Raw genomic sequence first — 16,825 nt, forward strand, 5'->3', positions numbered from 1 at the left:
GTAGTTGTCACACTTTCGTGAATTGGTATAAGGGACTTGGCTCAGCTAAGGGACTTGCGAGAAAATAAGATACCAATCCAGATTTACCAGAATTGGTGGCGCGGCTCCGCCGCGCCACCGATTCTGGTTTTATATTTGGTACTTCATTAAATCGCAAGTCCCTTATGCACTGGTTAAGAATAAAATTACATCACCTTCTTGGACAATATATTCTTTCCCTTCACTGCGGAGCAGTCCTTTGGCACGGGCGGCACTCATGGAGCCGCAGTCCACAAGGTCTTTAAAGGCAACAGTTTCGGCACGAATAAAGGCTTTCTCAAAATCAGAGTGAATTACTCCTGCGGCTTGAGGGGCTTTCATGCCTGCATGAATCGTCCAGGCCCGCGCTTCTTTGGGACCAACTGTGAAGTAGGTACGCAGTCCTAAGAGATGATAAGTGGCGCGAATTAAGGATTTTAATCCGCCCTCTTTGACTCCAAGGGATTCTAAGAAATCTTGACGCTCTTCATCGGGTAGCTCTAGTAATTCGGATTCGACTTGGGCGGAAACGATAGTTACCTCAGCATTTTCAGCCGCTGCGATCGCTTTTACCTTCTCAACAAAAGCATTGCCTGTGGCGAGATCGTCTTCCGAGACATTGGCGGCATAAATTGTGGGTTTAAGGGTGAGTAATTGCAATACCGAAATTGCTGCTTTTTCCTCATCATTCAGATTGGCAAGACGAGCAGGTTTGCCTGCATCAAGGATCTCTCGTACTTTTTCGAGGGCTGCCAATTCGACCTTAGCATCGGCATCGGCACGGGCTGCTTTACGGGTGCGATCGATCCTGCGATCGACCTGAGCCAAGTCGGATAGGGCGAGTTCGAGGGTAATGATTTCGATATCACGGGCGGGATCGATCGAAGCCTCAACATGGATGATGTCGTCATTCTCAAAACAACGGACAACATGGACGATCGCATCGCAGACGCGAATATTTCCTAGAAATTGATTGCCTAGTCCTTCTCCTTTACTCGCCCCTCTGACCAGTCCTGCAATATCGACAAATTCGACTCTAGTAGGAATAATTTGTGCGGATTTACCGACTTCGGCGAGGGTAGTGAGGCGATCGTCAGGGACGGACACTGAGCCAACGTTGGGTTCGATCGTACAAAAGGGAAAGTTTGCTGCTTCGGCTTTGGCGTTGGCAACTAGGGCATTAAATAACGTAGACTTTCCCACATTGGGTAGTCCGACAATCCCAGCTTTGAGCATGATGGCTATCTAAACGAAAACTTTTTTGACATTGTGCTTATAAATTCTGTCATAAAAGGTCATAAAAGTCTCACTTGATGAGACTTTTCGCAAAATATACCCAACTCTTTATTTAATCTAATTATTTAATCTACAGCTATTTTCGATCAAAAGAACCACAAGAAACTTTTTGAAAGTGTTGCAAAGCAACACTTTCAAAAAGTTTCTTGGTTTGGATTTGAGCGTAAGGTGCTGTAAGTAATTACAATCCAGATCGAAAACCTATGGTGCACGCTGCGCGTGCACCATAGGTTTTCTTCTAGGTTTTAAGTTTACTTGATCCAGTATGCCAGAGCCTCTTTAAGTTGTTGCTTGCGGATAGGTTTACTCAGATAATCATCCATACCTATGGCAAGACAGCGATCGCGATCTTCGGTGAAAGCATTGGCAGTCATGGCAATGATCAAGATCGGTTTAGGTGTCTGATTAATCGCCTCGAGTCGCCGAATAGCTTCAGTGGTGTCATATCCATCTAATACGGGCATCTGACAATCCATTAAAATAATGTCATAGGACTTAGTTTGGATTAACTGTAATACCTGTTCTCCATTTTCGGCTAAATCCGATTGAATACCTAATTGCGATAGATAGGCTAAGGTAACTTTTTGATTGGTGATATTATCTTCGGCTAATAGAATTCTTAAACTTCTTAACTTCTCCATAAGAATCGCTTCTTCTTGATTCTCTCTAGATGAAATGGAACTAGCCGTGGTAGGAATACTGGGATTAGGGATATTTAATCCCAAGGCTAAAAATAGGGCTTTTAAGAGTCGTTGCTTTTTAAATGGTTTGGTGACATACCCACAAAATCCTTGATCAAGAGCTGTCTGCGTCTCGCCCTGACGATTGGCTGTTAATAGGGCAATTATGGGTAAATTGATAAATTTTTCTTTGCTATGGATCTGGCGAATTGCCTCAGTTCCATTGAAATTTGTTAATCGCCAATCTATGAGAACCGCATCAATATTGTGATTATTATTGTGATTTTGATTTTGCCCATGATCCAAATAGGCGATCGCTTCGGGGAGGCTAGAGGCTTCATGGATATTCGCGCCAAATTTAGTAAGGTAATAGCGAATAGTCTTACGGGCATATTGATTGGCATCAACTACCAAAATATGACGATCGCTTAAGGATTGGCGATCGTAAACCAAGGATGACGATTCTTGGTTTGTCTGAAGCGTGAAAGGAAGTACAAACCAGAAGCAAGTACCGCGATCGTTGTCAACTGGGCTAGATATGCCGATCTCTCCTTGCATTAGTTCCACCAACTGACGGCTGATCGCTAATCCCAAACCTGTGCCTCCAAAACGGCGATTGGTGGAAGTATCAACTTGAGAAAAGGGTTTAAATAGCTTGTCCTGATTGGATGGATGGATGCCAATGCCTGTATCAATAACTGAAAAACGCAAATAGATTTGTGATGGGGAGGCTTGCTCTAGGGATTTTTTGTTTTCAAAATCGCGATCGCGTTCGATGCGTACGACGATTTCGCCTTCAGAGGTAAATTTAATGGCATTGCCAATTAAATTCATCATGATTTGGCGAAACCTGACGGTGTCAGCCATTAAGAGCCTTGGCAAATCCTCTTCAAAGGATGCATTAATCTCTAAGCTTTGATTGTGGGCTTGCAAGCCAAACAGTTCGAGAATTTCTTCGATACATTGTTCTAGATTAAAAGGTAGGCTTTCTAATTGTAATTCTCCTTCTTCTAGCTTTGACAAGTCCAAAATGCGATTGATCAAACTGAGGAGCAGGTTGCCACTCAGTCGAATGTTTTCCACAAAGTCCTGCTGCCGATCGTCCAGAGTAGTACTAAGCAATAGATCGGTCATCCCTAAAACCCCATTCATTGGAGTCCGAATTTCATGGCTCATATTTGCTAAAAAAATGCTTTTAGCCCGATTCGATTGCTCCGCAAACTGTCTAGCGGCTAATAATTCTTGTTCTTTGCGCTTAAGTTCCGTAATATCCCGCCCAACATAGACAAAATCATGGTTTCTTTGGAGATTGTATTCCGACTGATAATTATGGATTGTGGAGCAGGAAAATGAGATGAGGATTTCCTCATGAGCCTTTGATAGACATAGTATTTCAATATTGGCAAAATAGCGATTGTTCGCTTGAGATTGTTCGTTATTTAATTGATTATCCAGATAATTTTGATGGATTAAATCGAGCTGATTGGGATCTTTAAATATTGAAGAAATTGAACAATTTACTAAGTTATTATAATCATAACCAAATAGGTTGATTGCCGCAGGATTTACCGTTTTAATTTTTCCTTGATGATCGGTTACGATCAAGGCATCAGCCATGGCTGAGATAATTCTATCAATATATTCCTTGGAGTTTTGTAATGCATTAGCTAGAAGTTCAGATTCGTTCGCTCTCTGCATTAATTCCTGAGACATGATCATCATATCCGTACAATCTTCAATACAGATAATAATATTTTTGTCTTCTTCTTCTAACTCGTTAGTACCAATAATATAGAAGTTGAAATATAGGGGCTTTTGAGGATCCGTAGAGCGACAAACCCCCTTAATTTCAAAACTAGTAACTTGATTTAGCCAAATACTCTGAAAAGATTCTTCTAAACCGATGGTTTCTGGAAATGCTTGGCGAATATCTTTGTTTAATAGGGACTCAAAAGGATATTCAGAAAATCTCTCGGCTCCGTAGGAGGTATCAGTAATTATCAACTGTCGATCGATCGTGATGAATGAGCGTTCTGAAGCAGTAAGAAGTTTTTTGAGAAGTTTTGACTGTTTCATAGCAGTTAATGATGGGAAAGAACATCAAATATTCTTTGGGATATTTTTACTTGGATTTATACTGATACTTAGGAGTCAAAATTGTATCTTCATTCTAGCATCAGAATCTGGTGTGCTAATTGATGGAATATTTCATCAACCCCTTCACCTGTTTTGGCTGATGTTGCATGGATAGATAAACTGAGGCTCGTAAATTCTGTCGAGATAGATTTTAATAGGTTCTCTCTTTCATGGTTCTCAATTAAATCAATTTTGTTCAGCGCAATAATTGGATTTGACTTAGAATTAATTGATTGGAAAAGTTGTACGTGTTCTCTTAAACTTTGTATGCTTGATGGTCTGGTAACATCTCCCACAATGAGTGCGCTTCTTGCTCCTTGCAGATAGCTAGGCGCGATCGCCTTAAACCGAGTACTACCTTCAATATCCCAAATAATTAATTGTATTTGTTTTGATTCTGCTGTGGAATCATTAGCGGATTTAGCAATAGATACGAGTTTGCGTGATATCTTTACCCCCACAGTTGATAAATATTTGTCACTAAATTGACGATCTACAAATTGCCGAATTAGGCTAGTTTTACCAACCCCAAAATCGCCAATAAGACATATTTTTTGAGAAATAACTTTAGCAGGAGAATGCATTTAATTTGATGTAGACATTGGCTTTAACATAGGTTGAAACTCTACCCACCTTAAAATTTGGTCAGAGGACTGCTTCACAGATATATCCATTATTCCAGAAATATGTAATCGTTTAGCATTTACTCCTCTTTGTAATAGGGCTTCACGTACCGCACGAGCGCGTTTCATCCCTAACTCATAGTTGATCAGGCGATCGCCAATACTATCACTTTTTGCGAAAATCTGGAGATCGTAGTCTGGGTATAGATCCAAAAAAGCTTGAACTTCTAATAGCTTTTCGCTGTCTCTGGGTTGTAGAGTGGTTATCTTAAATGGGAAGTAGATCTTTGTCGTTAGTTTGGGCATCAGCAGTGTGGCGGCATTACTAACAGTGGTGACTCCTGCAATTTTTGTAAATGTTTCTGTGATTTTAGGGATGAGACGAGGGTGATCGATTTGACCAGTTATGGTTACTTGGCCATCTTTAAACTCGCTTTGAATATTGATTCCTTGCGTATAGTTGAGTACTTTTGTGAGGCGTTGGACTTCATTGGCAACTAGTTCGGGATCGGGGGGGATATTGACTGTGTAGATGTGATTATCAATTTTGGTGATGGCTTTTTCGGTGGTTGTGGAAGTAGTTGCCACTTGGATTGCCCGATTGCGTAGGTATTGATTGGGCAATTTGCCAGATAAGCTGAGGCGATCGCCATTAACATTTACATTGAGGCGATAAACCGCTAGCTCAGGAGTGCTGGCGAGGGCTTCTAATATTTTGGCTTCGATTTGCCGATCGCGAATAGACTGGGATTGATATATTCCAATGGGTACAAAAATTAAAGCGGCGATCGCCAATCCCATAAATATCAACCCCTTCAAGGGTTTATTGGGATCCTTAGGCTGCTCGACCTCCATCAAGGTTTTGAGAGCAATTGCAATCTCAGGATCGACAAGGCTAGTATCGCCATCAAATTCTTTAAAGCTTTCGCCATGGACTTGGACGACTTGACCGAAGACATCGCGAATTTTGGTCACTAATTTGAGATCGGGTTCACCCTCAATAATTACCGCAAGATAGCAATATCCTGCCACCTCTAGCAGGATTTTGGAACCACTATAATTAATTGCATCGAGTTCCGTCGTCCTTTCCGAGCGCGATATACATTCACTGGCAAAGCTACGGATAGCAGTCAACATCCCTGCGAGCATGTCAGCATCGATGGGATCGGCATGGGAATAGAGATCGCTCTGTTGAATGTCAATTATGACTAACCCCGACAGATTATGGATTAGAAATATCGCTTGGACTTCAAAGGGAACGGATTCTTTTAAAATTAGCTCTGCTTCCGAAACACCACGGATTTTCGCCCGCATTTTTCGCTGTAGCCCCTCTAAGCTAAAGGTTTGTTCGACTTTCTCATTAATAGACCTAATGGCTTCAGCAAAATATTTAGCGATGGTATTGCCAATCACAGGATAAAGCGCATCTACCATTGCGTCGCGCTCTAGGTCGATCTGTCGCTTTATTGCCGAACCCATCTCTGGGGCAAGGGAATCAACGATCTCATCGCGATCGATGCGAATTTGTTCGCGAATAGCCGCGCCAACTTCTGGACCAAGCGCTTTAGCAATTTGTTCTGGACTATTACGAATTTGTTCGCTAATCGCATTGGGTAGTAAATCAGCGATCGCATGACTCATTGATAATCGATCCAGTTGCGATCGCTCAAAAATCACCTCAGCAATAATGGGCGTGATTGCTTGACACATCTCCTCTCTAGATTCACTCGTTTTTAGGCTGAGCAGTTCGGCAATGATTGGCAATAACAACTGGACTAGTTCTTGTGGTTCATAAATTCGATTTTCTAACTGAGCGACTCTTTCTCTGACATTAGCGATTTCGGTGGGAATGTTATCTTGTTCGGTACCAATTTCTAAAAGTTTGGAACCAAAATTACTGAGATCGAGGGATGCATGTTGAACTAAACTCTCTAGATCTTTAATTTTATTCATCAATTCAGGACTGTTGACTTGACTTTCCACAATCCCTAATTTCTGCTCGACAGAAATCTTAAAGCTGCGCAGGTCTTCGATCTCTGGAACAACTAAAATATCTTGTAAAAGATGTAAAGCCTCGGCATCATCGGATGGGCTCCCCAAATATATATTTGGGATATTTGGGATATTTGGGGTATTTGGGGATTGATTAATTGGGGATTGGTTATTTGCTAGCCCAGTTCGAGGAGATTTTCGATCTATTTCCCGCTCGATTTCTTGAGATGGTTGAGAAGAACTATGGGAGGGTTGGTCAATTCCTAAGAGGAGACTTTGGATTAGGTGTACTGTCTCTGCCTCTTCTTTGCGGACAGAGTTTGAGAATTCTACTGGTTCGTGGTTTACAGATTCCATCTCCAAAGGATCTGCTGCTTCTAACGCCTGTTCTTCTATTTGAAGATCTTCTTCACTATGTATAAATCCATTTGTCAGAGGTTTAGACTCTTGCAAAAATGGTAGTTCGTCGAGGAGGCTGGGAAAAGAATAGGTTACAGGCGATCGCCTTAATTCTGAAATCTCTTCATCTGGGACTTTGATGCTGGCAATCTCATTAGACTTAATCGATCGATTGGACGCATTATTGGATTTATTAACGGATGCTTTAGGAGTCCTTTCATTGTTGCTACTAGTTGGAAATTCTTCCGTATAGAGCCCTTTATCTAGCCCTTTATCTAAGGGAGGTAAATTAGCTCTTTGGGGTTGAGCTGGAATATTTTTAGCATGGTCAGACTCAATGATATTTAGGTCAGAGAGTAGGAGTAAAAACTTCTCAACTTCGCTGAGAGCATTATTGCTGGGGTTACTCTTCCGCTCTGACATACTGTTTAAATGGTGGCTTTTTCTAACTATAGCGCTTTGCTATAGCAATGCAAGTTTTGCTGAGGATCCAAAACCCAAAAGATGAATGGCGGTGCAAAGCACCGCCATTCATCTTTTGGGTTTACTTATTTTGTCATCCTGACTATGGGTAACCCAATTTCAATGCTGATGCAAAAACGGGTTGAAATATCTAGCATTCACTAGGGGCAACTTGTATAGCTAGCTGCCGCCAGTCTTGTTACCCCCCAAAGAGGGTTGCCGCGCTCCGCGCGGCAACCCTCTTTGGGGATACAGTTGACGGTAGAAAAACTAAAACCCAGTAAGAGCATACCGCCCGCTGCGCGGGCGGTATGCTCTTCTGGGTTTTAAGTTTACTTATGCCGAACTACTGGAACTACTTAGATCTATTATCTTGTGATCGATCTAAGCCTTAGAAGTTCTTGCCCGCGCTGCGGTTTTGGCAGAAGTGCTACTTGTACTTGCAGCGGTGCTAGGAGTAGATGAGGCTGCGCGATCTATTTTGGGTTCTGTTTCAACAATACTGATACGTTCGTATTTTTCTTCCACTTGTTCTTCAGCAGCCTCACGTAGTTCGGGGACAAATTCAGATCCCTTAAGGCGCATACCTAACTCAAACAGTAACTCAGCCATATCATCTTTGGAGAGTTTATCTTCACGTAGGATTGAAAAATGGCGGTCTAGCTCTTCTAAAACTAATGATCGCAGTTCGCGATTATCGTTTTGCAGGTTATCTCTCGTTTCAGCCAGTTCGTCACGCAATGCTACCCTTTGGGCTTCAACCGCTTCATCAAGGGTTTCAATACTATTGGTGAATTTGCGATTAATGCGATCGAACTGTTGGCGGAGATCGGCAGCCTCTTCTTGAGTTGATGCACTAATGGTTTTTAGGCGCTTATCAATGGACTCAACGGCCGCGCGTAATTCACCTGCTAAAGCTGACTTTAAATCGTTAAGGCGATCGCGTACATCTTGCTGAATAGCCGAAATATCAGACTCTGCCTTATCTAACCGACTGGTATATTCGCGCAAATGTGCGCCGAAAATGATATCGCGAATTTGATCGATATTGCCTAAGCGTTCGCGGATTTCATCTCTGGTGATTTCACCCATTAGGTTACCTCTAGGAATGATTTGAACGGATATAGATTTTTAATCCCAAGTCTATATATACATCGCAAAGCAACAATCTCAAACCCATTTTTTTGAGGAAAGCTTCAAAGGTGAAGATTTTCCTAAAATTTGTGGATTGCTTAGCTCTGAAAAGTACTGCACATAGTCATGCTCTGGGTCATGCTCTGGGTCATGCTTTGGGTCATGTTCTGGGTCATGCTTTGGCGATCGCCATTAAAGATAACCATATCAAAGTCTTGCCCTTTTGGCTGTATCGATACAGCCAGATATAGCTGTCGCTGTAAGTAGTTCGGCATAATTAAAAACCAAAACCAGAGAGCATACCGCCCGCTGCGCGGGCGGTATGCTCTTCTAGGTTTTAAGTTTACTTATGCCTAGCTACTTACTAGGACATAAACCCCAAGAATGGATTGGCGGCGCTTCGCGCCGCCAATCCATTCTTGGGGTTTGATTTGTCCTAAGTCAAGCGAATGTAGCTATACAGATGGGGGCGCTTTTCTGAATAATCTGAATAAAGGGTGCTGCCCTCTACTTTTTAAGCGGTAATTGGGTAATATAATCACAGCGCTGCTAGTTAGCATTGCTAATATTGACTAAATATGTCTGCGATCGCCCCATCCTCACCAAAAAAACTACGCTGGCAGAGAGGGAAAAGCTCTTCTCTTGCCCGCCAACGTGAAGTTTTTTTAGCCGCATTTACATTTCTATTTTTTATCTGGTGGGATAAATTTTGGCAAAACAATACATCACGGACTCGCATTAAAAGAGCAGAGTGGCTAGTTCGCAATATGCTCGAACTAGGTCCCACATTTATCAAAATTGGTCAATCTCTATCGACGCGCGTCGATTTGTTGCCGCCAGAATATATCAGCACCTTGGCTCAACTTCAAGATAAAGTACCTGCATTCAGTGGTAAGGAAGCCAGAGAGATTATCGAGCTCGAATTGGGAAAATCTCTCTATAATATCTATCGTGATTTTGATGAGGTTCCGCTTGCTGCAGCTAGTCTCGGTCAGGTGCATCGCGCCACACTCCATACGGGGGAAGAAGTGGTCGTTAAAGTACAGCGTCCAGGGCTAAAAAAACTATTCGATCTCGATTTACTTGCTGTTGGCAAGCTTCTGAAAGTCTTTCGACGTTATTTTAGCTGGACGCGCAAATATAATCTTGAAGGGATTTACGACGAATTTTTTACTATCCTCTATCAAGAAATTGATTATGCGATCGAAGCTAGTAATGCCGATCGCTTCCGCAAAAATTTTGAAGGTTATCCAAGAATTGTCGTTCCCAAGATCTATTGGAACTATTCTACTTCTATGGTTTTGACCCTAGAGTACGTTCCAGGTATCAAGATAGACGATCGCCAAGCCCTAGAAGCCTGCGGATTAAATCCCAAAGAGATCAACCAATTAGGAATCTGTTGTTATCTCAAACAACTACTCCAAGATGGATTTTTTCATGCCGACCCCCATCCCGGAAATTTAGCCGTCAGTCCGAATGGAAGTCTCATCTTCTATGACTACGGCATGATGGCCGAGGTAAAAACCATGGCAAAGGATCAAATGGTGAAAACTTTCTTTGCGGTTTTGCGTAAAGATACTAACGAAGTCGTTGATACCTTAATGAGCATGGGTTTCATCGAGCCCATTGCGGACATGAGTCCGATCAAGCGAATGTTGAAATTTGTCCTAGATCGTTTCACCGAAAGACCTGTCAATATTTACGAGTTCGAGCAAATTAAAGGCGAAGTGGTGGCAATCTTTGAGAAGCAACCCTTCCGTTTACCACCTCAAATGACCTATCTACTCAAATCATTAACGACCCTTGACGGGATTGCGCGGATTCTCGATCCAGAATATAACTTCACCACTGCCGCTCAACCCTTTGTAAAAAGTATCGTCCTGACTAGAGGTCGCGGTAATACCCTTGGTGCTTTGGCTCAGCAAGCTAAAGATTTTTTAGTCTATCAGATCAACAAGCCCAGTCGCATGGAAATTTTGTTGGAGCGATTGGAGGAGCGGATCGAGCGTGGTGAATTAATGATTCAAGTCAAGTCTTCAGAAAGCGATCGCACCCTCAAGCGGATTAATATTGCTGTTAAAGCCTTGATTTATGCTTGTTTAACGGGATTTTTAGTCCTTGCTGGTGTCGTGTTATTGTTGGGTACAGGCTTATATACTGGCTGGGCGATCGCCACTTTTGTTGCCGCAGGGTTTTCGGGACTTTCCCTGATTCGGTCTTTAGTCCAACTATCGATTCGTGAAAAAATTGACAATCTTGCTGAGCAGTAACTATAGCTATACAAAAGCTAAGTAGTTCGGGTTAAGCTAGCAAATTTTAAAAGCCCAAAAGTAAAAGCCTTGCTACGCAAGGCTTTTACTTTTGGGCTTTGAGAAAGGATTTGCTACCCAAATCCTTTCTCAAAGCCCGTTTCAAATTATCCCGAACTCATGTTAAATAACAAAAGGGGGCGCATTGCGCCCCCTTTTGTTATTGGTATTTTTTGAAAACTAACGTGACGTTATGACCGCCAAAACCGAAAGAATTAGAGGTTGCTACATTAATAGTCATTGGGCGCGACTTGTTAGGGACATAATCGAGATCGCATTCTTCGTCGGGGTTTTCTAAGTTCATCGTTGGCGGTGCAATATCATTTTTTACAGCCAAGACAGTGGCGACTGCCTCAATACCACCAGAGCCACCGAGCAAATGCCCCGTCATCGACTTAGTAGAACTAACCGCAACCTTGTAGGCGTGATCACCTAAGACTTTTTTGATTGCCTTGGTCTCAGTACTATCATTTGCTGCAGTACTTGTACCATGAGCGTTAATATAATCCACCATCTCAGGTGTAATATCGCCATCCTTAAGGGCTAGAGACATGGCTCTGACAGCTCCCTCACCATTGGGAGAAGGTGAAGTCATGTGGTAGGCATCACAAGTACAGCCATAGCCCACGATTTCGGCATAGATTTTGGCTCCCCTTGCCAGAGCATGGTCTAGATTCTCAATAATCAATATTCCCGCACCTTCACCCATTACAAAACCATCACGGTCTTTGTCAAAGGGACGCGAGGCATGGGCAGGATCGTCATTGCGGCGAGACATAGCCCTTGCCGAAGCAAACCCAGCAAAGCCTAGAGGGGTAATGGCTGCCTCAGTGCCGCCACAGATCATCGCCTGAGCAAAGCCACTTTGAACCAAACGGAATGCATCACCGATCGCATTAGAGCCCGCTGCACAGGCTGTGACCGTGCAGGAATTAGGTCCCTGTGCTCCTGTATGGATTGCCGTTAAACCTGCCGCCATATTACCGATCATCATCGGGATCATGAATGGACTACAGCGAGTTGGCCCCTTGGTGCGAATAATTTCGTGCTGATCCTCAAGTACTTGTAATCCGCCAATGCCAGTACCCAACAAAACACCGACTTGGGGGGCATTTAGAGGGGTTATTTCGAGGTTGGCATCGCGGAGCGCTTGGATACTAGCACTTACGCCAAATTGAGCAAAGCGATCCATCCGTCGCGCTTCTTTGGCGGGGACGTAGGCTAGGGGATCGAAATCTTTCACTTCGCCACCGACTCGACACTCATGGTCAGTGGTATCGAAACGGGTAATTTCGGTAATCCCATTTTTGCCATCGACTAGACCTTGCCAGTATTCTTCGACCGTGTTACCGATCGGTGTGATTGCACCTAGTCCAGTGACAACGACGCGATAGAGGGGCTGAGGGTTTTGCATTTCGTTTGGAATCAATAGATCAAAAATTTTAAGAACAGAAAAGCTTTGTCGCCGAGCAACAAAGCTTTAATCTAAAACAATTGCTTAAGCAGCCTTTTGACTGTCAATGTAATCAACCGCATCTTGCACAGTGATAATTTTTTCTGCGGATTCGTCGGGGATCTCCACGCCGAATTTTTCTTCTAGGGCCATAACTAGTTCGACGGTATCGAGAGAGTCAGCGCCAAGGTCGTTTGCAAAGCTAGCTGCTGGTCTAACTTCTTCTGGTTTAACGCCTAATTGGGATGCAACGATCTCTTGAACTTTCTCAAAGGTACTCATTTACTTATTCTCTACTGCTTACAACCGAAAACTTTTTAGCGTTTTTAATTTTATCGGATAAAGGTAGCTGTATATACACGATCGCGAAGATCTATTAAAAAATTCAATTTTTTATTGAAGATTCGGACACTCCATGCCCCAATTCCAGAATATAGTTTTTAATCTTTCGGACGAGAAATAGCCCAGCAACCGAGTTGCCGATCGCATCAAGGGCGGGGCTATAACAGGCAATGACAGCGCGATCGGGAATAATCGATAACAAAGCACCACTAACGCTGGACTTAGACGCTAATCCCACATCCTGCGCGAATGCGGCGGAGCCCTCATACATCCCACAGCGCAGCATGATTTCTAAAACCATCGGGATATGTGGCGATCGCTGTGTATCAATCAATAAACCCCCAATTTTGGCGAGATCCTGTACGTTACCCCGCAAACAACAGATTTCTTCATAAACCCTGAGGGCTTGACTAGAATTTGAGACTATTCCTAAAGAGGTAAGTTGTGAAGCGATCGCTAAATTACGGCGATTTGGCACCGATCTCACCGAAGAGAGCATTGAAAAATCGAGGATCAAATTTGCGCCCGATCGCTGGTTGAGCCAATTTTGCAGATTTTCCGAGGAGGTCAATAACGAAGAAAGAGCGATCGCCCCGCTATTAATCATGGGATTTTTCGGCTTGCCATCGGGTATGGCATTAAAAGCCTCAGTACTGGGTTCAGCATCAACCATCTGAAAAACAGTTTCTTTATCAAAATTTTCGCATAGGTAAAGTAATAAAAATGGTTTGATCGCACTCATTAACGGGAAAGTGGCGGTCGTATCACCTGCCATCAGAGGATTACCATCTATAGACTGAATGGCGATCGCGATCGTGCGGGGATCTGCCTGTGCTAAAAGGGGAATATAACTGGGCAATTTACCCTTGTAAATCTCTTGGAGCGCCAATTCCAACCATTGTGGCAATTGATCTGCGAGCATAAACTCTCACCGCTAAGTGGCTGGGCATATGGCTGGACATAATTAAAATCCAGAATCAAAAGCTGTAGCGCACGCTGTGCGTGCGCTACAGCTTTTGGGGTTCTATATTTAATTGTACCCAGCTACTTATCTCTTAGAATGTTCAATTAGAATATTTAAAAATTTCTAGAAGAGGCTACAGGCAAGCGTGAACTTTTTAGAACCACAGCAATTAGTACAGTCTCTGGGCTTCTGGGGTGGACATTTAGCGATCTGGGCAATCACCTTTGCAGAATCAGGACTATTAATTGGTTTTTTCTTACCAGGAGATTCTTTACTATTTGCCTCAGGTTTTTTAGCTTCACAGGGATTGTTGAATATAGTGATGCTAATAGTCGGTTGTTTTATATGCGCCATATTAGGGGATAACGTTGGTTATGCAACGGGTAGCCACTTTGGTTACAGGTTATTCAATAGAGAAGACTCACGTTTTTTTCACAAAAAGCATCTATTGAAAGCACAAAGTTTTTACGAAACCCACGGGCGCAAAACAATTATCTTGGCAAGGTTTTTGCCAGTAGTCAGAACCTTTGCTCCCATAGTGGCAGGTATCGGCAAAATGCACTATCCCACATTTATTAAATACAATCTATTAGGGGGATTACTTTGGACGTTTGGTTTAACAATCCTAGGCTTTCTATTGGGAAAAAGTATTCCTAATGCCGATCGCTATATCTTGCCAATCACCTTAGCGATCGTAGTAATTTCAGTCATTCCTTCACTCTTACATATTTTACCCATTGGGAAATCTAAGGATAAAGCTAAAGAATAGAATCAAAATCAAAAATCAAACCCAAACATCATTGGATCAAGCGCAACTTGAGCCAATGATGTTTGGCAATTAACTATCACCAAAGAAATAGACATCAAAAACCAATAATTAGCGTTGCGTCGCTTCGCGACGCAACGTCTAATTCTTTACTGGGAAGGGAGGTAGTTATAGCAATTCACTAAAGTGTGACAACACTTTAGTGAATTGCTATAACTACTGAATTAAATACTGAATTAAAATATCAGCCAAATATTGCTTTGACATCCAAGGTTAACAAGTTTACCCTTATAAACTAGGTGTATCAGAGGTGAATTCTTCGATGTTTAAGGCTAAAAACTCTCCATTCAATGTTCTAGCTAGTTTGTCATTTTTCGCAACCTTGGTAGTATCACCAAGTCTTACGCACGCAGAAACAAAAATACCTCTGGCAAATAGTAACGATCCTTATAAGGAAATTCGTCTAGATGCTGAACCCCAACCACTCGCCCAAAATGTCACTTCTGTATCCCAGCTCAGCGATGTTAAGCCAACGGATTGGGCTTTCACCGCCTTGCAATCTCTCGTTGAGCGCTATGGCTGTATTGCAGGATATCCCGATCGCACCTTTCGCGGCAAACAAGCTACCAGCCGTTATGAATTTGCCGCTGGCTTAAATGCCTGCCTTGACAAAATCAATGAAATTATCTCCGCAGGGCTAGCAGATAAAGTTAGCAAAGCTGATTTAGCCACATTGCAAAAGTTGCAAGAAGAATTTGCCGCAGAGCTTGCTATTTTACGGGGTCGTGTTGATGCCCTTGATGCCAAAACTGCCAAGTTAGAAGCGCAGCAATTTTCTACCACTACAAAACTTACAGGAGAAGTGATTTTCTCCGCCACAGCAGGGAGTGGAGGCGCAAGTAATGTCAGTTCAAATGTCACCTTAGGAAATCGTACAAGACTTGTTCTCAATACAAGCTTTACGGGAAAAGATCTCCTAAGAACTCGTCTAGAAGCTAGCAATAACCTTGCAGCCGCAAGCAATACGACTGCCAATAGCCTTGCTGGGGCGCTAGGTACAAATACCGCCCGCATCGGTCCTGGGCCTGCCACTTCTTTTATCGATAATTCCTTTGCTCTGAGTCTTCTCGATTATAAGTTTCCGATTTTTGATGACAAGGTTACCCTTTACATTGCTCCTATTAGTTTCCCAGACGAATTCTTTACCGTGCTCTCGCCAGTTGCCAGTAATGGTCAAGGTTCTATCTCTCGTTTTGGGCGCTTTGATCCCCTCATGCGGATTGCAGGTACATCTTCTCTAGTTGCCTTTGACTGGAAAGTGACAGATCGATTTAAAATCCAAGCAGGTTATGGATCTTCTAGACCTGCGGATGCCACTCTTGGAGGACAAGGAGGGCTATTTGGCGGTTCGACGATTGCACTAGTGCAGTTGCTATTTAAGCCTGCGGACAATCTCGACGCTTCTATTACCTATACCAATACATACCACCAATCTAATACTCTGGGCACAGGCTTAGTTACTACGGCGACAGAGTCGATTAATGCTAGCGGTGTTACCTCGATTAGAGCTAATTCTATTGGCGGTAATTTAGCTTGGAAAGTCACACCCAAAATCACGTTCCACACTTGGGGAACTGTAATTTTTGCAGATGCAGTCAATACGTCAGCATCGACCACTTTCACCAGTTGGATCACAGGTTTAACCTTCAACGATCTATTCAGTGAAGGTAGTGCTGCTAGCATTCTATTTGGACAGCCCCTTAACCGTACATCCGTGAGCGGTTCCGCAGATTTAGGAAAGGTGAATACGACTCCTTATCATCTAGAAATCTTCTACCGTTACCGAGTTAGTCCAAACATTAGTATTACGCCTGGGATCTTTTGGGTGTTTAATCCTGAAGGCGTGAGCACTAATACCACGGCAACGGTAGGAGTTATCCGTACCACATTTACGTTCTAGCAATAAATATGCTACAGACCTACTAAGCCAGCCTGATATTTATTAGAATTGATTAAGAAATATATATAAATATAAGTAAGTGGGCTTAATTAAATATAAAACCCTAAAACCTGCGGCGCACGCGCAGCGTGCACAGCAGGTTTTAGGGTTTTATGCTGAGTTACTTATGACGTTTTCCTATCTATAGCTGTCACTGTCACTGTATCTGTCACTGTACTAGGACATAAACCGCAAGAATTGTCTATATACAGAAAACCAAAATGGAGAGTGGCGGCGCTTCGCGCCGCCAAT

12 protein-coding genes are annotated in these 16,825 nt (G+C 42.9%); 3 read left to right on the forward strand and 9 right to left on the reverse strand.

Features of this window, described 5'->3' with window-relative positions:
• Positions 1–162 precede the first annotated feature (162 nt).
• From ychF to PSE7429_RS26360, 6 genes are all read right to left on the reverse strand, one after another.
• Positions 163–1,254: a redox-regulated ATPase YchF gene (gene ychF, locus PSE7429_RS14010; protein ID WP_009627884.1), complete on the reverse strand. Its 1,092-nt coding sequence runs from the start codon at positions 1,252–1,254 to the stop codon at positions 163–165.
• Between the two features lie 311 nt (positions 1,255–1,565).
• Positions 1,566–4,070 (reverse strand): response regulator, encoded by a 2,505-nt coding sequence (locus tag PSE7429_RS14015; RefSeq protein WP_009627885.1) that lies wholly within the window; start codon positions 4,068–4,070, stop codon positions 1,566–1,568.
• 89 nt (positions 4,071–4,159) lie between these two features.
• Positions 4,160–4,714 (reverse strand): Rab family GTPase, encoded by a 555-nt coding sequence (locus PSE7429_RS14020; RefSeq protein WP_009627886.1) that lies wholly within the window; start codon positions 4,712–4,714, stop codon positions 4,160–4,162.
• Positions 4,715–7,567 (reverse strand): BON domain-containing protein, encoded by a 2,853-nt coding sequence (locus PSE7429_RS25200; protein WP_009627887.1) that lies wholly within the window; start codon positions 7,565–7,567, stop codon positions 4,715–4,717.
• A gap of 423 nt (positions 7,568–7,990) precedes the next feature.
• A complete protein-coding gene (locus PSE7429_RS14030; protein ID WP_009627889.1) occupies positions 7,991–8,698 on the reverse strand; it encodes a hypothetical protein in 708 nt (235 codons plus the stop codon).
• Between the two features lie 140 nt (positions 8,699–8,838).
• Positions 8,839–9,015, reverse strand: a complete 177-nt coding sequence (locus PSE7429_RS26360; protein ID WP_158467640.1) for a hypothetical protein — start codon at positions 9,013–9,015, stop codon at positions 8,839–8,841.
• A 303-nt stretch (positions 9,016–9,318) separates the two neighbouring features.
• Here PSE7429_RS26360 and PSE7429_RS14040 point away from each other — a divergent pair, with 303 nt between their 5' ends.
• Positions 9,319–11,010: an ABC1 kinase family protein gene (locus tag PSE7429_RS14040; RefSeq protein WP_009627890.1), complete on the forward strand. Its 1,692-nt coding sequence runs from the start codon at positions 9,319–9,321 to the stop codon at positions 11,008–11,010.
• A gap of 199 nt (positions 11,011–11,209) precedes the next feature.
• On the opposite strand, the gene fabF is transcribed toward PSE7429_RS14040, so the two are convergent.
• The 3 genes from fabF to PSE7429_RS14055 form a co-directional block, all read right to left on the reverse strand.
• Positions 11,210–12,463: a beta-ketoacyl-ACP synthase II gene (fabF, locus tag PSE7429_RS14045; RefSeq protein WP_009627891.1), complete on the reverse strand. Its 1,254-nt coding sequence runs from the start codon at positions 12,461–12,463 to the stop codon at positions 11,210–11,212.
• An 84-nt stretch (positions 12,464–12,547) separates the two neighbouring features.
• The gene (acpP, locus tag PSE7429_RS14050; RefSeq protein WP_009627892.1) at positions 12,548–12,784 is read right to left on the reverse strand and encodes an acyl carrier protein; all 237 of its coding nucleotides are present in this window, start codon (positions 12,782–12,784) and stop codon (positions 12,548–12,550) included.
• Positions 12,785–12,887: 103 nt separating this feature from the next.
• Positions 12,888–13,766, reverse strand: a complete 879-nt coding sequence (locus PSE7429_RS14055; RefSeq protein ID WP_009627893.1) for a glutaminase — start codon at positions 13,764–13,766, stop codon at positions 12,888–12,890.
• 187 nt (positions 13,767–13,953) lie between these two features.
• Between PSE7429_RS14055 and PSE7429_RS14060 the strand changes: the two genes are divergently transcribed.
• Positions 13,954–14,577: a DedA family protein gene (locus tag PSE7429_RS14060; RefSeq protein ID WP_009627894.1), complete on the forward strand. Its 624-nt coding sequence runs from the start codon at positions 13,954–13,956 to the stop codon at positions 14,575–14,577.
• Between the two features lie 319 nt (positions 14,578–14,896).
• A complete protein-coding gene (locus tag PSE7429_RS14065; RefSeq protein WP_009627895.1) occupies positions 14,897–16,534 on the forward strand; it encodes an iron uptake porin in 1,638 nt (545 codons plus the stop codon).
• Positions 16,535–16,825 lie beyond the last annotated feature (291 nt).

Source organism: Pseudanabaena biceps PCC 7429 (assembly GCF_000332215.1).
Classification (GTDB): domain Bacteria; phylum Cyanobacteriota; class Cyanobacteriia; order Pseudanabaenales; family Pseudanabaenaceae; genus Pseudanabaena; species Pseudanabaena biceps.